Annotated in this window: 18 protein-coding genes and 3 pseudogenes; 11 read left to right on the top strand and 10 right to left on the bottom strand. The window is 66.4% G+C overall.

The window, feature by feature from the left end; all coding sequences use genetic code 11:
* The first annotated feature begins 35 nt into the window (after nt 1-35).
* The 3 genes from M5I08_RS10375 to M5I08_RS10365 are packed head-to-tail and all read left to right on the top strand — an operon-like array spanning nt 36 to nt 6303.
* Nucleotides 36-1712 (top strand): NAD(P)-binding protein, encoded by a 1677-nt coding sequence (locus M5I08_RS10375; protein WP_219069653.1) that lies wholly within the window; start codon nt 36-38, stop codon nt 1710-1712.
* A complete protein-coding gene (gene nifJ / locus M5I08_RS10370; protein ID WP_219069640.1) occupies nt 1709-5293 on the top strand; it encodes a pyruvate:ferredoxin (flavodoxin) oxidoreductase in 3585 nt (1194 codons plus the stop codon). Before M5I08_RS10375 ends, nifJ begins: the two co-directional genes overlap by 4 nt.
* Nucleotides 5293-6303 carry a dihydroorotate dehydrogenase-like protein gene (locus M5I08_RS10365; protein ID WP_219069638.1) on the top strand — a complete coding sequence of 337 codons (1011 nt, stop codon included), beginning with the start codon at nt 5293-5295 and terminating at the stop codon, nt 6301-6303. The genes nifJ and M5I08_RS10365 overlap by 1 nt, the downstream gene beginning before the upstream one ends.
* Before the next feature lie 138 nt (nt 6304-6441).
* Here M5I08_RS10365 and M5I08_RS10360 read toward each other — a convergent pair.
* Both M5I08_RS10360 and M5I08_RS10355 read right to left on the bottom strand, forming a co-directional pair.
* A pseudogene (locus M5I08_RS10360) lies at nt 6442-7230 on the bottom strand (IS3 family transposase); the annotation flags it as partial.
* Complete coding sequence (locus tag M5I08_RS10355) at nt 7227-7493, bottom strand: transposase (RefSeq protein WP_219069636.1); 267 nt, start codon at nt 7491-7493, stop codon at nt 7227-7229. The gene M5I08_RS10355 and the pseudogene M5I08_RS10360, both read right to left, overlap by 4 nt.
* Before the next feature lie 1214 nt (nt 7494-8707).
* Between M5I08_RS10355 and M5I08_RS10350 the strand changes: the two genes are divergently transcribed.
* The 5 genes and pseudogenes from M5I08_RS10350 (at nt 8708) to M5I08_RS10330 (ending at nt 12900) form a co-directional block, all read left to right on the top strand.
* A complete protein-coding gene (locus tag M5I08_RS10350; RefSeq protein ID WP_249763241.1) occupies nt 8708-9613 on the top strand; it encodes a reverse transcriptase domain-containing protein in 906 nt (301 codons plus the stop codon).
* Nucleotides 9613-9963 (top strand): group II intron maturase-specific domain-containing protein, encoded by a 351-nt coding sequence (locus M5I08_RS10345; protein ID WP_249763240.1) that lies wholly within the window; start codon nt 9613-9615, stop codon nt 9961-9963. The genes M5I08_RS10350 and M5I08_RS10345 overlap by 1 nt, the downstream gene beginning before the upstream one ends.
* A 129-nt stretch (nt 9964-10092) precedes the next feature.
* Complete coding sequence (locus M5I08_RS10340; protein ID WP_249763239.1) at nt 10093-11727, top strand: Mu transposase domain-containing protein; 1635 nt, start codon at nt 10093-10095, stop codon at nt 11725-11727.
* A 6-nt stretch (nt 11728-11733) separates the two neighbouring features.
* A pseudogene (locus tag M5I08_RS10335) lies at nt 11734-12553 on the top strand (ATP-binding protein).
* A gap of 35 nt (nt 12554-12588) precedes the next feature.
* Complete coding sequence (locus tag M5I08_RS10330; protein ID WP_219070071.1) at nt 12589-12900, top strand: group II intron maturase-specific domain-containing protein; 312 nt, start codon at nt 12589-12591, stop codon at nt 12898-12900.
* A gap of 117 nt (nt 12901-13017) precedes the next feature.
* Here M5I08_RS10330 and M5I08_RS26730 read toward each other — a convergent pair whose 3' ends face one another.
* The 7 genes from M5I08_RS26730 to M5I08_RS10300 all read right to left on the bottom strand — a co-directional run bounded on the left by M5I08_RS26730 (nt 13018) and on the right by M5I08_RS10300 (nt 15801).
* Nucleotides 13018-13221 (bottom strand): polyphosphate kinase 2 family protein, encoded by a 204-nt coding sequence (locus M5I08_RS26730; protein WP_370328633.1) that lies wholly within the window; start codon nt 13219-13221, stop codon nt 13018-13020.
* On the bottom strand, nt 13175-13642 hold the full coding sequence (locus tag M5I08_RS10325; RefSeq protein ID WP_219070074.1) for a polyphosphate kinase 2 family protein: 468 nt from the start codon (nt 13640-13642) through the stop codon (nt 13175-13177). Before M5I08_RS10325 ends, M5I08_RS26730 begins: the two co-directional genes overlap by 47 nt.
* A 180-nt stretch (nt 13643-13822) precedes the next feature.
* Entirely contained in the window at nt 13823-14107 is a 285-nt protein-coding gene (locus tag M5I08_RS10320; RefSeq protein WP_219070076.1) for a hypothetical protein, read from the bottom strand.
* Between the two features lie 20 nt (nt 14108-14127).
* A complete protein-coding gene (locus tag M5I08_RS10315) occupies nt 14128-14343 on the bottom strand; it encodes a hypothetical protein (RefSeq protein ID WP_219070078.1) in 216 nt (71 codons plus the stop codon).
* Between the two features lie 6 nt (nt 14344-14349).
* Entirely contained in the window at nt 14350-14589 is a 240-nt protein-coding gene (locus tag M5I08_RS10310) for a hypothetical protein (protein WP_219070080.1), read from the bottom strand.
* Entirely contained in the window at nt 14583-14999 is a 417-nt protein-coding gene (locus M5I08_RS10305) for an amino acid permease (protein WP_219070082.1), read from the bottom strand. Before M5I08_RS10305 ends, M5I08_RS10310 begins: the two co-directional genes overlap by 7 nt.
* Before the next feature lie 244 nt (nt 15000-15243).
* On the bottom strand, nt 15244-15801 hold the full coding sequence (locus M5I08_RS10300; protein WP_249763238.1) for a universal stress protein: 558 nt from the start codon (nt 15799-15801) through the stop codon (nt 15244-15246).
* A gap of 342 nt (nt 15802-16143) precedes the next feature.
* Here M5I08_RS10300 and M5I08_RS10295 point away from each other — a divergent pair, with 342 nt between their 5' ends.
* From M5I08_RS10295 to M5I08_RS10285, 3 genes are all read left to right on the top strand, one after another.
* Nucleotides 16144-16545, top strand: a complete 402-nt coding sequence (locus tag M5I08_RS10295) for a hypothetical protein (protein WP_219070102.1) — start codon at nt 16144-16146, stop codon at nt 16543-16545.
* A complete protein-coding gene (locus M5I08_RS10290) occupies nt 16542-18890 on the top strand; it encodes a glycoside hydrolase family 65 protein (protein ID WP_219070086.1) in 2349 nt (782 codons plus the stop codon). The genes M5I08_RS10295 and M5I08_RS10290 overlap by 4 nt, the downstream gene beginning before the upstream one ends.
* 111 nt (nt 18891-19001) lie before the next feature.
* Nucleotides 19002-19361 carry an HPF/RaiA family ribosome-associated protein gene (locus tag M5I08_RS10285; protein ID WP_249763237.1) on the top strand — a complete coding sequence of 120 codons (360 nt, stop codon included), beginning with the start codon at nt 19002-19004 and terminating at the stop codon, nt 19359-19361.
* An 89-nt stretch (nt 19362-19450) separates the two neighbouring features.
* Here the strand turns inward: M5I08_RS10285 and M5I08_RS26725 are convergent.
* Nucleotides 19451-19543: pseudogene (locus M5I08_RS26725) on the bottom strand (polyphosphate kinase 2 family protein); the annotation flags it as partial.
* Nucleotides 19544-19608 lie beyond the last annotated feature (65 nt).

The raw sequence follows: 19608 nt of genomic DNA, 5'->3' as shown, positions 1-19608 counted from the left end.
ACCCCGAATTCACCGGCGCACCGTATCCTGACGAAATGGCTGGTGACGAACACACCGGCAGGGACGTCGGTCCAGGCGCAGCCGGACCGTCGGGGGATGTCACGCCCCTTGCGGACCTGTTGCATGGGCGGTCCCGGGCGGGGCCGGTGCGCGAGCGCCGGCCCGTTTACGTCGATTTGCTGCCGCCCTGTAATGCCGGTTGCCCGGCCGGGGAGAACATCCAGGCCTGGCTTGCCCACGCGACCGCCGGCCGGCACGAGCAGGCCTGGCGCCAGCTTGTTGCCGACAATCCTTTTGCCGCGATCCACGGACGGGTGTGCTATCACCCGTGTGAAACCGTCTGCAACCGTGCCCATCTCGACAGCTCGGTGTCGATTCATTCGGTGGAGCGGTTCCTCGGCGACCTTGCTGGCGAGCGGGGCTGGGGGTTCGAACCGCCGGCTACCCGCACCGGCAAGCGGGTCCTGGTCGTCGGCGCGGGGCCGAGCGGACTCTCGGCGGCCTACCATTTGGCAGTCCTCGGACACGAGGTCGAGATCCGCGACGCGGGCGCGATGCCCGGCGGGATGATGCGTTACGGCATCCCGAGCTACCGGCTGCCCCGTGACGTGCTGGATGTCGAGCTGAACCGCATTGCCGCGCTGGGCGTGGAGTTGACTTGCGATCATCGGGTCGATGACCTCGCGGCCGAGCGCGACGAGGGCGGGTTTGATGCGGTGTTCGTCGCGGTCGGTGCGCATCTGGCCAAACGAGTCGACATCCCCGCCCGCGACGCCGGCACGATGGTGGACGCGGTGTCTTTTCTGCACGACGTCGCCTCCGGCGAAAGGCCGGCGATCGGGCGCCATGTCGCCGTTTACGGCGGCGGCAACACCGCGATGGACGCCGCCCGGGTGGCCCGCCGCCTCGGCGCCGAGGACGCGGTCATCGTCTACCGGCGCACTCGCGAGCAGATGCCCGCCCACCAGGAGGAAGCGCAGGATGCCGAACGTGAGGGTGTGCGGATCAACTGGCTGCGCACGATCAGCGCCTTCGACGGCCCCGAATTGCGGGTCGAGGTCATGGAACTCGACGACGCAGGTCACCCACGACCGACCGGACGTTTTGAGACGCTGGCCACCGACACCCTGATCATGGCACTCGGTCAGGAAACGGAATCGGCGTTCATGCGGACGCTGCCGGGAGTCGAGTTCGATGACGACGGCAGCGTGCGCGTCTCGGAATCACTGATGACGGGCTGTCCGGGCATCTTCGCCGGCGGTGACATGGTGCCATGTGAGCGCACCGTCACCGTCGGCGTCGGGCACGGGAAAAAGGCGGCCCACCACATCGACGCCTGGTTGCGCGGCGCGCCGGGCGCACGCCCGGTCAAACACCCGACGGCGATGTTCGCCTCGCTGCACCTGTGGTTTTTCGGTGACGCAACGCGACGTCAGCAGCCTGAACTGGAGCCGGCACAACGGGTCGAGAGTTTCGAGGAGGTCGTCGGCGGTTTGTCCGCCGACGAGGCGACCTACGAGGCGGGGCGTTGCCTCTCGTGCGGGAACTGCTTCGAATGCGACGGCTGCCTCGGCGCGTGCCCGGAGGACGCGGTGATAAAACTCGGGGTCGGGCACCGATACAAGTTCGACTACGACAGGTGCACGGGGTGCGCCGTCTGCTTCGATCAGTGCCCGGTACACGCCATCGATATGTTTCCGGAGCCGAAATGACACGCGCCACGGTGGACGGCAATGAGGCCGCCGTTTCGGTCGCCTACCGGCTCAACGAGGTGTGCTGCATCTACCCGATCACACCGTCGTCGCCGATGGCCGAGTTGGCCGACGTATGGTCCAGCGCGCAGCGGCCCAATGTGTGGGGCACCGTCCCGACGGTGGTGGAGATGCAAAGCGAGGGCGGAGCGGCGGGCGCTTTGCACGGCGCCCTGCAGGGCGGCGCTTTGACCACGACCTTCACCTCGTCGCAGGGTCTGCTGCTGATGATCCCGAATATGTACAAGATCGCCGGCGAACTGACGTCGGCCGTCATCAACGTGGCAGCCCGGTCAGTGGCAGCGCAGGCGTTGTCGATCTTCGGAGACCACTCGGACGTGATGGCCGTGCGGCAAACGGGATTCGCGATGCTCGCGTCGGCCTCGGTGCAGGAGGCGCAGGACCTGGCGCTCGTGGCGCAGGCGGCCACGCTGGCGACCCGGGTACCGTTCGTGCACTTCTTCGACGGATTCCGAACCTCGCACGAACTCAACACGATCGAGACGCTGTCGGACGACGACCTGCGGGCGCTGGTGCCCGAAGAGTTGGTGTGGGCGCATCGCGGACGGGCGCTGTCTCCCGAGCGCCCCTTCATTCGCGGCACCGCGCAGAACCCGGACGTCTTCTTCCAGGCGCGTGAAACGGTGAACCCGTTCTACGCGCGGGTTCCCGGTGTGGTCGAGGACCTGATGGCCCGCCTGGGCGAGCGCACCGGCCGCAAGATGAGCATCGTCGACTACACCGGCGACCCGCAGGCGCAGCGAGTGCTGGTGCTGATGGGCTCGGGCGCCGAGACCGTGGTGCAGACCGTCGCCGCTCTCGCCGAGCGGGGCGAGCGGGTCGGCGTGGTGCAGGTGCGGTTGTACCGCCCATTTCCCACCAGAGCGCTCCTCGAGGCGCTGCCGGCGACGGTGCGCACGGTCGGCGTTCTGGACCGCACCAAGGAGCCGGGGTCGATCGGCGAACCGTTGTTTCTGGACGTTGTCGCAGCACTCGCCGAGACCTTTTCTGACGGGGAAGCCGACGGAGAACGACCGGTCATGCCGCGAATCACCGGCGGACGCTACGGACTGTCTTCGAAGGAGTTCACGCCCGCCATGGTCGCCGGGGTGTTCGCCGAACTCGCTCGCGAGCAACCACGGCGCCGTTTCACTGTCGGTATCGACGACGACGTCTCTGGTACGAGTGTCGACTACGACCCGTCGTTCGACATCGAGGCGCCCGACGCGTTCCGGGCGGTCTTCTTCGGGCTGGGGTCGGACGGCACCGTCAGCGCGAACAAGAACACCATCAAGATCCTGGGGTCCGAAGAAGGGCTGCACGCCCAGGGATACTTCGTCTACGACTCGAAGAAATCGGGTTCGCAGACCGAGTCGCACCTGCGTTTCGGGCCGAATCCCATCCGCGCCCCCTACCTCGTCAATGGAGCAAACTTCGTTGGCTGCCACCAGTTCCGGTTTCTCGACAAAGTGGACGTGCTGGGTCGGGCTGCCCCGGACGCGACGCTGCTGCTGAACTGTCGGCAGCCTGCCGCGAAGGTCTGGGACGCGCTGCCCCGGCCGGTTCAGGAACAGATCCTGGCCAAGCGGATCAGGCTCTACACCGTCGACGCCGACCGGATCGCACGTGAGGCCGGGCTGGCCGGGCGGATCAACATCGTGTTGCAGACATGCTTCTTCGCGATCTCGGACGTGCTGCCTCGTGAGCGGGCAATCGCCCGCATCAAGGAATCGGTGGAAAAGATGTACGGAAACCGCGGCGCCGAGGTGCTGCGGAAGGAACTGGCCGCGGTCGACGGCGCCGTGGCCGGGTTACACCGGATCGAGGTGCCCGAACTGGTCACCTCCACGCGCACACCGGCACCGACAGTGCCCGAGGATGCGCCGCAATTCGTGCGCACCGTGACCGCGGAGATGATGGCCGGGCGCGGAGACGCCTTGCCGGTCAGCGCACTTCCGGTGGACGGCACCTACCCGAGCGGCACGACCGCATACGAGAAGCGCAACGTTTCTGAGCTGGTCGCAGTCTGGGACTCCGACAGCTGCATTCAGTGCGGCAACTGCGGCTTCGTCTGCCCGCACAGCGTGATCCGCTCCAAGTTCTACGACCAATCCCAGCTGGCCGGGGCGCCAAAACAGTTCGACTCCGCGCCCCTGGACGCCGTCGGCCTCCCGAACGCCCGGTTCTCGCTGCAGGTGTACGTCGAGGACTGCACCGGGTGCGGCCTGTGCGTCGAGGCCTGCCCGGTTGTCATACCCGGCACAACCGTCACCAAGGCGATCAATCTCGGTCCCGGCGAGCCCCGGTTGGCCGCCGAGCGAGAGAACATCGCCTTCTTCGAGACCCTGCCGGTCGGTGATCGGTCCCGGGTGGACTTCGGCACCGTCCGCGGCACCCAGTTCCTGCAGCCGCTGTTCGAGTTCTCCGGCGCCTGCGCGGGTTGCGGAGAGACGCCGTACCTCAAGCTTCTCTCACAGCTTTTCGGCGACCGGCTGATGATCGCCAACGCGACCGGCTGCTCGTCCATCTACGGCGGCAACCTGCCCACCACCCCGTGGACCACCGACGCCGGCGGGCGGGGCCCGGCCTGGTCGAACTCGCTGTTCGAGGACAACGCGGAGTTCGGGCTCGGCATACGGTTGGCCAGCGACGGACACGCCCAACTGGCACGGCGACGCCTCGCCGAATTACGCGACGCCCTCGGCAACGAGTTCGTCGACGCCATTCTGGGGGCACCGCAGCTGCGGGAGTCGGAGTTGGCGGCCCAGCGTGAGCGAGTGGCCGAGCTCAAGAACCGCCTCGAGGGCCTCGATCCCGCCCTGACCGCTGACCTGCGCAGCGTGGTGGACAGCCTGGTCCGGCGCAGCGTGTGGATCGTCGGCGGTGACGGCTGGGCCTACGACATCGGGTCCGGCGGGCTCGACCACGTCCTGGCCAGCGGGCGCAATGTCAACGTGCTGGTGCTCGACACCGAGGTCTACTCGAACACCGGCGGTCAGATGTCGAAGGCGACCCCACTGGGCGCGGTCGCCAAGTTCGCCGCCGCCGGCAAGACGGAGCCGTTGAAGGATCTCGCTCTTCAAGCGATCGCCTACGGAAACGTCTACGTCGCCAAGGTCGCCATGGGTGCCGACCCGCAACAATCTCTGCAGGCATTCCGCGAAGCGGAGGCTTACGACGGCCCTTCGTTGGTGATCGCTTACAGCCAATGCATCGCGCACGGCATCGATATGCGCCTCGGGATGGATCAGCAGTACCGCGCGGTCGCCAGCGGGCACTGGCCGCTGATCCGCTACGACCCGGTGTTGCGGGCGGGCGGGGAGAACCCGTTCCTGCTCGATTCGCATCGGCCGCGGATCCCGCTCGACGCCTACCGCAACCGGGAACTGCGGTACCGCACATTGGCCAATTCCGATCCGGCCGAGTACGACCGGCTGCTCGGCCTCGCCGAACAGGCCATCGCTCAGCGCTGGAAGGTGTACGAGGAGATGGCGTCTCGCGATCGGCAACGCTTCACCGCCGATGCCCGCAGGGAGCACTGATGGAACTGTCGACCCGCTATCTGGGCCTCACATTGCGCAACCCGCTGGTCGCGGCCGCCTCCCCGCTGTCCCAGACCGTCGACGGCGTCCGGCGCCTCGCCGACGCCGGCGTCGGCGCGGTGGTGCTGTACTCGCTGTTCGAAGAGCAGCTGCACCGCGAGCAGCTACAGAACGCACGAATGGCCGATGCAGGCACCGAGAGCTTCGCCGAAGCCCTGTCCTACTTTCCGGCCGGAGCCGACGCCGACCACGGCCCACGCCGGTACCTGAGCCTGCTCGAACGCGCGGCCGGCGCGGTCTCGGTTCCCGTGATCGGCAGCCTCAACGGCAGCACGCCCGGAAGTTGGGCCCGCTACGCGCGGTCGATGCAGGACGCCGGCGCGGCCGCAATCGAATTGAATATCTACTACCTGCCCGGCGATCCGCACATCTGCGGCCGCGACGTCGAGCAGCGTCATCTCGACATCCTGGCGCGGGTCAAGGACGCGGTGACCGTACCGGTGGCCGTGAAGCTCAGCCCATACTTCAGCGCGACCGCCGAGATGGCGCAGCACCTCGACGAGGCCGGTGCTGACGGGCTTGTTCTGTTCAACCGATTCCTGCAGCCCGACATCGACCCCGAGAGCCTCACCGTGGTGCGCGAGGTGTCGTTGTCCACGCCCGCGGAGATTCGGTTGCCGCTGACATGGATTGCGTTGCTGCGCAGATGGGTCGGCGCGTCACTCGCGGCGACGACCGGTGTCGAGAGCTCCACTGAGCTGATCAAGTACCTGCTGGCAGGCGCGGATGTGGTGATGACCGCGTCAGCACTGCTGCGCCACGGCCCCGAACACGCCGCCGTACTGCTCGACGGCCTGTGTGAATGGATGGGGCGCAAGGCATACGCCACGGTCGAGGAACTGCGTGGGCTGCTCGCCACACCCGTCGGCGCCGACGAAACCGCACGCGAACGCGAGGATTACGTCAGCGCACTCCGGCAAGCCAACAGCACCGACTACGGCGCCTGGTAACCGGGGCGGCTCGCACACGTTCGACGGCGATTCACAGCTGCTCAAGGTCGTTCGGCCCTTACCGCGGCGCCGCCGCAGGTCGGGGGAGAGTCCGCCCAGCCCGGCCTGGATGCGGCGCGGGTTGTACCAGCCGTCGATGTAGCGAAACAGCGCCGATTCTGCTTCTGCTCTGGTAGCGAAAGGTGTTGCAGGCCAGTAGATCGACTCGATTTTTAGGGTTGACCACAGGTTCTCGGCCAGTGCATTGTCGAAGCTGCCCCCGGCGCTTCCGGTGGACGGGGCGATGCCGGCGTCACACAACCGCTGGGTGAAGCGCACCGCGGTGTATTGACAGCCCTTGTCCGAGTGGTGGATCAGCTGCCCGTCGCGGATTGCGCGTGAGAAGATGGCGTAGTCCAGGGCGGAGATCACCAGGTCGGTGCCGGCGCGAGGACCGCTGCGCCAGCCGACGACCTTGTTGGAGAACGCGTCGCGCACGCTGGCCAGCCACAACACGCCTTCCCCAGTCAGGATCCGGGTCAGGTCGGCCACCCACTTGGTGTTGGGCGCGGTAGCGGTGAAGTCGCGGCCGAGCGGGTCTGGCGCGGCGGTGTGGCGGGGGTTTTGCCGGGTAGAACCGGTCTTCCAGCCTTCGCGCAGGTAGGCGCCGCGACGACCGTTGACGCGCATGATCCGCTCCACCCGCTTGCGCCAGACGAGCACACCACGGCGACACAGCTGCAACCACACCCGCGGTGAGCCGTACGTCGCGGCGAACTCGCTCTGGCCGCGGATCTCATCGATGAGCATCAGCAGACCGGCATCGGTGCGAGCCCGCTGACACGGCAGGTGGCGCGCTTTGCGCCACCCGTAATAGGCCGACGAGGCGATACCCAGAACCCGTAGTACGAGACCGACCGAGAAGTCATGTGCGTCGATGAATTTCATGACCGCCTCCGGGTCTGGTCGATCTCCGATGCGAAATACGCGCTGGCTGCCCGCAGCACTTCGTTGACGCGGCGCAGCTCGGCGTTCTCCTTCGCCAGCCGCTTGTTCTCCTCGACCATCGCCGTCGTCGGCCGATCATCGCGCTCACCGCGGTCGGCCTCGTCCTGGCGGATCCAGTTCCGCAGGGCTTCGGGGTGCACGTTGAGCTGGCGGCCCAGCTGGGCGATCACCGGCTTGGGATCAGACTCCCGATACAGCCGCACCGCGCGTTCACGCAGCTCGTCCGGGCACTTACCTGTTCGCTGCCACCGAGACTTCCTTCCTCCAGGCTTAAAACAGCAAACCTGGTATGGAAGTCTCCGAAAAGCGGGGAACCTCAGTGCCCTGTCGAGCGGGCAACGTGATGCTGCGGCAGAAGGTCGGCCTGGTGGCCGCTGGCCAGGCGGTCCGATCCGATCTCGACGACATGGTCGCCTGGGGTGGGATCGTGGCTACGTGCTGGCGATCCGCGGCTACGAATGGGAACTCCAGCAGGGACTGACCAGCCCCGCGCAACACAACCTCAGCCACTCACTGGAGTTCTTGTCGACATCGCGGTAGCGCTGGCGGCAAACCAACGGTCGAATTTCAGGCACTGACGTTGCCGTATCGAGTTGCGCGCCAGACAGATCACGACACGGTCCGCTCCGGCACCATTTCGCCCCCCTGGGAGCAACCGACATCGCGACGGCCATGATCGGTCAGGTGTCAAGCCGATAATTGCCCCGCCGCCAACGCAGTTCGTCTCACCGGGCAGCCGGCAAGAACCAACGCCACATTGCGCAGTCGCTGGAACGGGTTGAACGCCGGTCAAGTGCGCCACGAGGCGCTGGATGGATCGAGAGGTGGTGAGAGACCGTCTCCGTCGGGCCGTCGCAGCGGCTCGGGAGAAGCTGGGGGCAGTCCGGTCCGGGGAACGCCGGTGAGGGTGGCAAGCGGCCCCGACAAAGGCGAGGCGTGCCGGCACTGCCAGACGGCGCGGGCTCGCCGAGCGAGGTCAGAAGGTACAGCGTAAGCGAACCAGTGGTTGACGCCCCGTAACCTCTCTGCGGGCTCAAATCTGGTGGATATGGGCCGGGATGCAGTGCACAGCCTCCACCGCGACGCCCGCGAGGGCATTTGTGGTGGTGGTTGACTCCGAAGCCGTCTTTGACCGGCGGTGGGGAGGCCGCGTCGAAGGTCTGCGGCGTAGGCGCGCCGATGCTGCCGGGGTAGAGCTGGGTGCCTCCCTGACCGATCGATCGTTCGGTGAACGTGGGAACCACCCCGCGCTCCGCCCACCCGGTCCGGGCAGCCGGTCCGGTTCGGGTGGAAGGCCCGTGTCCGGCCGAGGAGCGCTGGGGTGGGGCGGAGGTCCTGATAGTAGTCGCGGGCGTGACGACCCGTCGTGGAGGTCGCGAGAGGCGGCCGCAGGGCAAAGGGGACCAGCAAGACAGCAGTGGAAGTTCTGGAATATCAGGAGGAGTGGTCGCCGGTGAATACCGACGAATTCGAGCACGCCGTATGTGAGGCGCGCCGACGGGTACTGAAGATCCAGACCAAGCTGCACCGTTGGGCTCGCGATGCTCCTCATCGCCGGTTCGACGACCTGTTCAACCTCGTTGCCGACCCCGCGTTCTTGTTGGTGGCGTGGGATCGGGTGAGCGGGAACAAGGGTGCCGCAACGGCCGGGGTGGACGGGCGTACCGCTCGTTCGGTCGCGGCGTTGCAGGGTGTCGAGGAGTTCCTCGACGAGCTGCGGAACAGTTTGAAGGACCGTAGTTTCCGCCCGTTGCCGGTGCGTGGGCGGATGATTCCGAAGGCGAATGGAAAGTTGCGTCGTCTAGGGATTCCCACCGTGGCGGATCGGGTGGTCCAGGCATCGTTGAAGCTGGTGTTGGAGCCGATTTCCGAGGCTGAGTTTCTGCCGTGTTCCTACGGTTTCCGCCCGAAACGCCGGACTCATGACGCGGTGGCCGAGGTTCGCTTCTTCACGACCCGCCCTCGTTGCTACGAGTGGATCGTGGAAGGCGGCATCAAAGCCTGTTTCGACGAAATCTCGCATCCGGCCCTCATGGACCGGGTGCGGCGACGAGTCGGAGACAAACGCGTTCTGGCTCTGGTGAAGGCGTTCCTGAAGGCGGGCATCCTCACCGAGGAACGCCAGCTGGAAGACACCACCGCCGGCACCCCGCAGGGCGGAATCTTGTCGCCGTTGTTGGCGAACGTGGCATTGTCGGTGCTGGACGAGTACACGCCCAGGCTCCTGGCGGGCCGAGCACCGGCAAGGTGGAGCGGGCTAAGCGGCTTCGCCACGGACTTCCGAATTTTCGGCTGGTCCGCTATGCCGACGACTGGTGTCTGATGGTCAAGGGCACCAGGGCCGACGCCGAGGCACTGCGCGAGCAGATCGCCATCGTGTTGGCGGCAATGGGGTTGCGTCTGTCACCAGACAAGACCCTGATCACCCAGATCGACGAGGGGCTGGACTTCCTCGGGTGGCACATCCAGCGTCACCGCAAACGGGGAACCAGCCGGTACTACGTCTACACCTATCCGTCAAAGAAAGCCGTTCAGGCCGCCATGCGGAAGGTCAAGATGATTTCACGACAGGTCTCGACCAGCCAGCCAATCGATGAACTGCTGCGCCGCTTGAACGTGACGTTGCGGGGATGGGCTGGGCTGTCGACCGCCACGATGATGGGACCACCTTGATCAGGGTTTAGCCAGCCTCATTGGACCACCCGTTTGCCAGTTATGGGACCGCCGGCGTGTCGCGCCGGCGGCCGCTCGATTACTGGGTCGGATCGCTTCGTGTCGATCGATGTGGGGGAGGTCCGCTGAATGTATCGGGAGGTTTCGGTGATCGAGGTACGTGAGCTGTTGCGGGTGTGGATGTCAGGGGCCGGCTTGCGCCGGGTGGGTGCGTTGGCCGGGGTGGACCGCAAGACCGCACGCGACTATACGAACGCGGCGGTGTTGGCGGGGCTGGACCGGGGCGGTGATCTGGATCAGCTCACCGACGAGTTGATCGGCGCGGTGATCGAGGCGGTGCGTCCGGGCCGGCCGGATGGCCACGGGCAGGCGTGGGAAGTGTTGCGCGCCAACCATGATCAGATCGTCAAGTGGGTGGAAGAAGATCTGACGGTGGTCAAGATCTGCGACTTGTTAGCCCGTCGCGGCATCGTGGTGCCGCAGCGGACCCTGCACCGGTGCTGCACACAGTGCACCGGCTATCGGGGCCGTCGGGCTGCTGGCACGGTGCCGGTGATCGACGGTGAGCCCGGCGTGGAGTGCCAGATCGACTTCGGGAAGATGGGCAAGATCTTCGACGCCGAATCGGGGCGTAACCGGGTGGTGCACGCGCTGATCTTCACCGCGGTCTACTCGCGGCACATGTTCGTGTGGCTGACGTTCAACCAGACGCTAGAAGCGATCATCGCCGGCTGCGAGGCGGCCTGGGCATTCTTCGGTGGCGTCTTCAAGGTGTTGATCCCTGACAACATGACACCTATTGTGCCCAAGGCGGATTCGGCCGATCCGCAGTTCAGTATAGGGTGGACGGAGTACTCGCAGACCCGCGGATTTTTCACCGACCCGGCCAGGGTGGCCCACCCGTGCGACAAGCCGCGAGTGGAACGCATGGTGCAGTATGTGCGCGGCAACTTTTTCGCCGGTGAAGATTTCACCGATCTGGCCGACGCCCAGGCCCGAGCGCAAGCGTGGTGTGCCGATAAGGCCGGCCAGCGTATCCACGGCACCACCTGCGCCCAACCGGCGGTGGTGTTCGCCGAGTGTGAGGCCGCGCTGCTGCTGCCCGCCCCGGTAGCGGTCTACCAGGTGCCGATCTACGCCCAAGCCAAGGTCCACCGCGACTACCACATTCAGGTCGGCCGGGCCTTGTATTCAATCCCTGAGCACCTTCGGGGGCAAACGGTTTCGGTTCGCGCTGACGGGGAGTTGGTCAAGGCGTTCCACCGCGGCAAGCTGGTCAAGACCCATCCCCGCCAGCCCGCCGGCGGACGTTGCACCGACCCGGCTGATCTGCCCGCCGACAAGATCGGCTACGCGATGCGGGATCTGACCCGGCTGATCACCACCGCCGCCGGCCACGGGACCGATATCGGCAGCTACGCCGAACGCCTGCTCGACCACCAACTGCCCTGGACGCGGATGCGGCAGGTGTATCGGCTGTTGGGGCTGGTCAAACGATACGGCCCGGCCCCGGTGAACACCGCCTGCGGGCGCGCTTTGGAACTTGATGTGGTCTCGGTGCCCAAGATCGCCGCCATGCTGGCGAAGGCCACCGAGAACACCCCCGCCGAGGCGCCGCGGGCGACCACCGGGCTCGCGCCGGCCCGGTTCGCCCGCGACCCCAGCGAATACCGCAGCCAAGGCAGACAACGACCCGACTGGCTCAGCGTCATCGACGGCGGCGGCGCCACCCCAACCAGCGGCGACGAGAGCCGGGGGCAGTGATTCATCATGGCGACCAAACCCGTTGTCACCGATCCGATCTCGACTGACCTCAAGCGTGTGATGCGCCAGCTCAAACTCGGGCGCATGCTCGACACCCTGCCCGAGCGGCTCACCCTGGCCCACCAACAGCGCCTATCGCACGCGGCGTTTTTGGAGCTGGTCCTCGCCGATGAGGCTCACCGCCGGCGACAACAGCTCAGCCGCCCGCCGCGCCCGCGAAGCCGGCCTGGATGCGGCCATGCGCCCCGACTCCTGGGACGAGTCCGCCGCGGTGCGCTACGACCGCGCCCTGCGGACCGACCTGACCAGCCTGCGGTTTCTCGACGGCCCGCACGGCGCCCTGCCGCTCGGGCCGGTCAGGGTAGGAAAAACTCACCTGGCCACCACGCTCGGGCACATCGCCGTGCGCCGGCGCATCCCCACCTTGATGCTGCGCGCCGACGCACTGTTCAAGCAGCCCAAAGCATCCCGCCTTGACAACAGCACCGAAGCCCAGATGCGCCGCCTGGCCCAAATCCGGCTGCTGCTCATCGACGACTTCGCCCTGCAGCCCATGGACGCCACCGCGACCGCCGACTTCTACGAGCTCGTCGTAGCCCGCCACCAACGCGGCTCGACCGTGCTCACCTCCAACCGCAGCCCCGATGAATGGCTGGCCGTCATGACTGACCCGCTGCTCGCCCAATCGGCCATCGACAGGATTACCTCGACAGCGCACGAACCGATCATCGAGGGCCAGTCCTACCGGCGCCGCCAAAAGCCCTCAGTTGACACCAGCCCCAACGACCGCCGATCATCCCCAATAAGCCAAACAGGCGGTCCATAGTTGCTGGCCAACCGGTGGTCCCATCCTCATGGCAAATGACAGCAGGGCATTTCCGGGCCGGGGTGTCCTCGGCTGTCTTCTCCTACCTCAACCACTATGTGTGGCACACGGTTTGGCGATGGATACGCCGCAAACACCCGAAATCGACCTGGAAGCAACTCCGCCGGCAGTACTGCGGCGGACGATGGTGGCCAGCCGGGCACGAGATGACACTGATCGATCTGTCCAAGATCGGCACGACCCGATACCGCTACCGCGGATCGGTCATCCCAACGCCCTGGCCGCTCATCGGCAACGAGGAACACCACGACACCGCGACGGGTCTTGTGGAGAGCCCGGTGCATTGAGAGATGCACGCCGGGTTCGGGAAGCGGCCCGGAGAAACGGAACAGCCGCAAGGCTGTCACCGCGCTCCGGGCCGACTTTCACCACAACAGCACCGCAGAAGTCGACACGTGGCTAAATCATTTGTGGTCTGCGGGGATCACATGCCAGGGTGCCCACACGGTGCTGGTGTGGCTGAGCATGTCTTGAAAGGCCCGCTGGTAGTCGTCCCAGAACGCGCGCTCGCGTAGGTCCGCGACGGAGAACTTCCAGTTCTTCTCGGGTTCGTCGATGCGCTCAAGGAACCTCCGCGCCTGTTCGCCCTGGGAGACGTTGAGAAACAGCTTGACGATGACGGGTCCCGTTGTCGGTGAGATAGCGCTCCCAGTCGTTGATGTCGCGATACCGCCGCTGCCAGATGCCCTCAGCGTCAAGCACCGCGGTGCGTGGCCATAACGTCTCAGGATGCACCCGGGTGATCAACACGTTCTCGTAGTGGGACCGGTTGAACACCGCGATGCGGCCCAGTTCCGGCAGCGACCTTTGGTGGCGCCAGAGGTAGTCGTGTGCCCGCTCGGTCTCCGACGGCGCCTTGAAGCTGTACACGTCGGCACCTTCGGGGTTGAGGCCGCTCATGACGTGCTTGATCGTGCCGTCCTTATCGGCCGCGTCGATCTCCTGAAGGATGATCAGCAGCGACCGGTCGGCCTGGGCGAAAAAGCGGTTCTGCAAATTCAGCAGCGTCGCCTTCGCGTCAGCCAGCACCGCGGCGCCTGGTCTTTTCCAAGCTGTTTGTCGTGGCGGCCGGGATCGAAGTCCTTGGCCAGGTCCACCTTCGACCCCGGCTTTACCCGAGTAGCCTCCGCCAGCCTCTTCCACTGCGCCGGCGACGAGCAGGCGCAGGAAGTGGCGAGGGCTGCGCGGGTACACGCAAAGATGCCTCGCCTATGCGTGGACGGGTCGGCCGCTGATTTTTCGGAAGGTCGCCTCGATGCCGAAGGACAATGCGACCATCGCGACCAGGACATTGACGGATAGGAGGCTGCTCTTGGCGATGAGCGCGGCCAATGCCGCGACACACGCCATGGCGGCCACAACCGAGATCCACGGGGTTGATCCCCGCCTTCGGGCCGTGTGAGCCTCGGCGAGGTTGACGGCGGCGAAGATGATGAGGAACCCGGCGCTTCCCATGGTGGAGATGCTGGCCAGGTCCAGCACGTTGGCGAGCACAACGGTTGCCGCCGCGGTGATCAGCAGCCCCGCGCGGATCCGTAGAGGGTGGCGTTGATCGCCGACGCGGTCGACAGCATCGCCGCCGCACCGATCATCGCGAACCCGAAGCCGCCCAGCGCGGGCCGGGCGGCTTCGGCCAGCGCATAGTCACGCGCGTTGATCAGCCTCGACAGCGGCAGCGACCCCACCGAAACGATGGCCACGGCAACGTACAGCACGATCACGAACAGCACCGAGATTTAGTACGCCCTGGTGAGCACCCGGGCAGGGTCGGCGACGTCCTCGGCGGTGTTGGCGATCACGCCCGCGATAACCGACACCGGGGAACTCCACTGCGCGGGCGCCAGCCGCTCGCTGGACACTCCCGCCGCCCCGACGCCCACGAACAACACAAGAATCGCGATCTTGACTGCGACGATCACACGTTCGGCGCGGGCCACCGTGGATGCGCCGGCGATGTTGACCGCGTGGATCACCACAATCGCCGGGTGAGGAACACATGCTTGCCCAGGGTGTGGGCGGACGAGGGCAGAAAACTCGCGGCATAGCTGCGGAACGCCTGGGAATACAGGGCGAGCATCACGATGTAGCTCAGCCACAACAACACGTTGATCCCGCCGGAGAACAGGCCGGCGCCGAACGTACGGTTGATAAAAGTGACGGTTCCGCCGCGACTGGGGTACACCTTCGACAACCGCGCATAGGAGCGCGCGGTCAATAACGCCACCAGCCCCACCAGCAGAAACGCCAGCGGCGCAGCCCCTTTGGTGATCTGCACCGACAACCCGAGAACGGCGAAAATGCCGCCGCCGACCATGCCACCGACGCCGATCGCGACGGCACCCCACAGCCCGACCGGATGCGCGGCCGCTTGCTTGGATGCCGCCATGACCCGAGCTTACGAACACTTACCGGCAGGGTGCGCGCGTTGCACCCGGCAATCGTACTTCTGCGTCGACCCGTATCGCCGCCCGTAGCGACCCGGGCAGCAGCCCCCGATGCGAATCTGCTGATGCGCCGCCGACGAACAGCTGCGTTTCATCAAGTCCCATCGGCGGCTTACTTGGGGACCAGTTTGGGACCACACGTTATGCGCGCCGGTGAACGGGCAGCCCGCCCCAAGGGCAGGTTGCTCAGGCGTTCGGCGCCCGCTGCGGGGCGGGGACGACAACCACGGGGCACCGCGAGTGGGACACGACACGTTGGCTGACCGAGCCGAGCACCGCCCCGAGGAATCCGCCGTGTCCGTGAGAGCCGACCACCAGCATGTCGCCTCCGCTGACGCTGTCGAGCAGCACCTGGGCGGCGTGCCCTTCCACTGCCTCCTGCGTGATTCGGACCGGATCAGTCGCGCTGTCCGGGTCGGATTCGCCTGCCTCGCTGACGGCGGCGTCCAACAGCTTCTCCACCGAAGCAGCCGCCTCAGCGAACGCGTCTTCAGGCGCACCGCCTTCCGGCTGATAGCCCAACGGGAACATGCTGCCCAACCCGGGGTCCACCCAAGGTGGATGGTATTGCCAGGCAAAGACCGCGTGGACCGGGATCTTGCGTGCCCGCGCCTCCCCCAGCGCCCACCGCAGAGCGTTCAACGATCCCTGCGACCCGTCTACGCCGACCACGATCCGCCCGCTCTGCTGCGGTCCGTCGGCAGACGCGAGGGGCTCCGAAGATAATTGTCCAGTACTGGTCATACGGTGATTATGTGCCGCCCGCCTGGTGGTGTGTGGCGTTGCAGCACAGACTACTTTCCAGAGGTCACCGGAGTGCCGATAGTCCGGCTGATGGGTGAACCTGGCTAGCTGCCGGAGCTCAGGCAATTATGCCGGGCGGAATAGCGCAGCAAGTCGGCGTAGCGTGAAGGAGCTGAGACCCTCAGCTAGTGCGGGATGAGCCAGCTGTCCGCTGCTGACTCGCTGGAGCGTCAGCTCTGAGCCGTACATTCGCCGGGACTGGTTACTGACCGGATCGATCCTGATGACTCGTCGGTCTCTCGATCCGAATATTCTTTGCCTACAGGGATATTCGGAGAACTGGTGACTTCACCAGCAGCCCTCCAACTGTGCCGGGTCGGTGAGGTGTCAGCACACGGGGTCGCCGCCGCGCCTGCTGTCGGAGACGCGGGCACCTTCTTCGTGTTCGGGTTTGTGACCCCCGTCGCGCGCTGGTGCTTTCCGGCGCGTCCCGGTGGCCGGGGGGCCGGAGTGTGCCCGACATCGATGGCGACCTGGACTGGTCAGGTGGCGCCGCGGCTGCTCGTCACGGTGGCGACGACTCCACTTGGCACAGAACCGACTTCACGGTGCGGCGAGGTGAGTGCCGTCAGCGGGTTCGGATTCGTGGTCGGGGTCGAGCGCGTCGATCAGGCGGATGCGATGCGCGCGCACGGAGCCGACGCCGTGGTCAGCGACCTGGCCGAGATACTGGACATGCCGTGATCACGCACCCGGCCTACACGGTCGAGCCGTGGGGCCTACGCGAGACCGGCCTCGATCTCGAGGTGATCGCAGAGAGCGAGTCGCTGTTCGCCCTGTCGAACGGTCACATCGGATGGCGGGGAAACCTTGACGAGGGGGAGCCGCACGGGTTGCCCGGCTGCTATCTGAACGGTGTGTACGAATCGCACCCTTTGCCCTACGCCGAAGCCGGTTACGGCTACCCCGGAGCCGGTCAGGCCGTCATCAACGTCACCAACGGCAAGCTGATCCGCCTCCTGGTTGATGATCAGGCCTTCGACGTCCGCTACGGGCGACTGGTCGCCCACGAGCGGGTGCTGGATTTCCGCAGCGGGCAACTGCGCCGTGAGGTCGAGTGGATATCACCAGGCGCCAAGGGTGTGCGGGTGCGTTCGAGCCGGCTGGTGTCGCTGGTGCAACGGTCGGTCGCCGCCATCTGTTATGACGTCGAACCGCTCGAGCAGACGGTGCGGGTGATGCTGCAGTCCGAACTGGTGGCCAACGAACCGTTGCCGAGCAGCAGCGGCGGCGACCCGCGGAAATCGGCGGCGCTGCTGGCACCACTGGTCTCGGAGGAACATGCCTGCGGTGGGACTGGCGCATCGTTGCTGCACCGCACCGCGGTCAGCGGCCTGCGGCTCGGTGTGGCCATGGAGCACCAGATCGATGCTCCGCCGTCGATGCAGGTGTCCAGTGAAAGCTTGCCCGATCTGGGCCGGGTCACGATCACCGCGACGCTGGAACCCGGGCAGCGGCTGCGGGTGATCAAATTCGTGGCCTACGGCTGGTCGGCGGCCCGCACGCAACCAGCGGTCCGCGATCAGGTCGCCGCCGCACTCGCTGCCGCGGTTCAGTCGGGCTGGGACGGGCTGATCGCCGAGCAGCGCACCGATCTCGACGATTTTTGGGCCGGCGCCGACGTCGAAATCGACGGTGACCCCCCTGTGCAGCAGGCGGTGCGTTTCGCGTTGTTTCATCTCCTGCAGGCCGGTGCCCGGGCCGAAGGACGCGCGATCGCGGCGAAGGGGTCGACCGGCCCGGGCTATGACGGGCACGCGTTCTGGGACACCGAAACGTTCGTCCTGCGAGTCCTCACCTACACCGCACCGCGGGCCGCCGCCGACGCGCTGCGCTGGCGGCATTCGATCCTGTCGGCCGCGCTGCATCGGGCCGTCCAGCTCGGCTTGAAGGGTGCAGTGTTTCCGTGGCGCACGATCGCCGGACCGGAGTGTTCGGGATACTGGCCGGCGGGCGCCGCCGCGTTTCACGTCGGCGCGGACATTGCTGACGCGGTCGTCCGCTACGTCGAGGTCACCGCCGATGACGCGTTTGCCCGCGAGGTGGGTCTGGAGCTGTTGGCCCAAACGGCGCGACTGTGGTGCTCGCTGGGGCACTACGACCCGCACCGACGATTCCGCATCGATGGCGTAACCGGCCCCGACGAGTACTCGGCCGTGGCCGACAACAACGTCTACACAAACCTGATGGCCCAGCACAATCTTGTCGCGGCCGCCGACGCCGCCGCGCGTCACCCTGACCGCGCCCACACCCTGGGCATCGACGCGCAAGAGGAACAACGGTGGCGCGACGCGGCCGCCGCGATGGTCATCCCCTACGACCACGCGCTGGGAGTTCACGCCCAGGATGAGGGGTTCACCGGCCACGAGCTCTGGGACTTCGCAGCGACCACCGACGCGCAGTACCCGCTGCTGCTGCACTTCCCCTACTTCGACCTGTACCGCAAACAGGTGGTCAAGCAGGCCGATCTTGTCCTGGCAATGCACCTGCGCGGCGCGGCGTTCACCATCGAGGAGAAGGCCCGCAATTTCGCCTACTACGAGGCCCTCACCGTCAGAGATTCCTCGCTATCGGCCTGCACCCAGGCGGTGCTCGCCGCCGAAACCGGCCATCTGGACCTGGCCTATGACTACCTGACCGAAGCGGCACTGATGGACCTCGATGATCTGGAGCACAACACCGGCGACGGGCTGCACGCGGCGTCGCTGGCCGGGATCTGGATCGCCCTGGTGCAAGGACTCGCCGGACTGCGCGAACACAACGGCAGTGTCACCTTTTCCCCGCAGCTGCCGGCCGGCATCACCGGGCTGGCCGTCACGATCTGCGTGCAGAGCAGGCGACTTCACGTCGAGATCACTCCCGACGCGACGACGTATCGACTCCATGACGGGGAACCGCTGTCGGTGCAACACGACGGGCGACCCCTCACGGTGACCACGGCGGCGCCGATCAGCGCGCCCAACCGACCGACCCCGACCCGCGAGGCGCCCACCCAACCACCGCGCCGGGCACCGCGGCGACACAGATGAGACCAACAGGCAGTGACACCCACAACACCGGTACTGTCCCCAAACACTGCGTTGGAAACAGTCAGATCCCCGGTCGAATCAGTTCCGGATAACCCTCAGGCAGGAATTCTTATGGAGATCCAGGTCAACACCGACCACAACATCGACTTACCCGAGGCACCCATCGCCGACGTCGAGTTCGAAGTCCGCGCCGTCCTCGCCCGGTTCGCCGATCACATTACGCGGGTCGAGGTCCATCTCAGTGACGAGAGCGCAGGCCGATCCAGCGGCGAGGACAAACGCTGCATGCTGGAAGCCCGGCCGGCCGGGCGGGCGCCGGTGGCCGTCACCGTCCACGCCGCCACCGTGGACGAAGCCCTGCGAGGCGCGCTACACAAACTGAAGAGGCTCCTCGAGAGCGAGCCCACCGGCTCCACCGGCCACCACGCGCGCGATTCCATTCGCGGTAAGCAGCGGCGAGGACGACCGTAGGGCTGCCCCGACCGTCCGGCAACACTAGTCACTTTGTCGTCGGCCGGCACGATGTACCAGGGGGCATGATCGTTCCCGGTCGCTCGCAGGCAGTCACGGTACACCCCCATGTAGGTGTTCCTGTAGGACCGTTCGCGGATGTCGGCGAGGCTGAATTTCCAGTTTTTGTCGGGTGCGTCGATGCGCGCACGGAATCGTTGCGCCGGAGGGCCTTCTGGTCGACCAGCTCATCGGGCAGGCCGTTTCC

The organism is Candidatus Mycobacterium methanotrophicum (genome assembly GCF_023515995.1).
In the GTDB taxonomy this organism is placed as follows: Bacteria; Actinomycetota; Actinomycetes; order Mycobacteriales; family Mycobacteriaceae; genus Mycobacterium; species Mycobacterium methanotrophicum.
This window is presented reverse-complemented; position numbering and strand designations above follow the sequence as displayed.

What these genes read in the sequence shown, in the direction of transcription:
- M5I08_RS10285 (WP_249763237.1), top strand. Translation starts at nt 19,002, where the DNA reads ATGGAGATCCAGGTCAACACCGACCACAACATCGACTTACCCGAGGCA.
- M5I08_RS10345 (WP_249763240.1), top strand. Translation starts at nt 9,613, where the DNA reads ATGGTCAAGGGCACCAGGGCCGACGCCGAGGCACTGCGCGAGCAGATC.
- M5I08_RS10340 (WP_249763239.1), top strand. Translation starts at nt 10,093, where the DNA reads ATGTATCGGGAGGTTTCGGTGATCGAGGTACGTGAGCTGTTGCGGGTG.
- M5I08_RS10305 (WP_219070082.1), bottom strand. Translation starts at nt 14,999, where the DNA reads ATGGCGGCATCCAAGCAAGCGGCCGCGCATCCGGTCGGGCTGTGGGGT.
- M5I08_RS10365 (WP_219069638.1), top strand. Translation starts at nt 5,293, where the DNA reads ATGGAACTGTCGACCCGCTATCTGGGCCTCACATTGCGCAACCCGCTG.
- M5I08_RS10375 (WP_219069653.1), top strand. Translation starts at nt 36, where the DNA reads ATGGCTGGTGACGAACACACCGGCAGGGACGTCGGTCCAGGCGCAGCC.
- M5I08_RS10300 (WP_249763238.1), bottom strand. Translation starts at nt 15,801, where the DNA reads ATGACCAGTACTGGACAATTATCTTCGGAGCCCCTCGCGTCTGCCGAC.
- nifJ (WP_219069640.1), top strand. Translation starts at nt 1,709, where the DNA reads ATGACACGCGCCACGGTGGACGGCAATGAGGCCGCCGTTTCGGTCGCC.
- M5I08_RS10330 (WP_219070071.1), top strand. Translation starts at nt 12,589, where the DNA reads ATGACAGCAGGGCATTTCCGGGCCGGGGTGTCCTCGGCTGTCTTCTCC.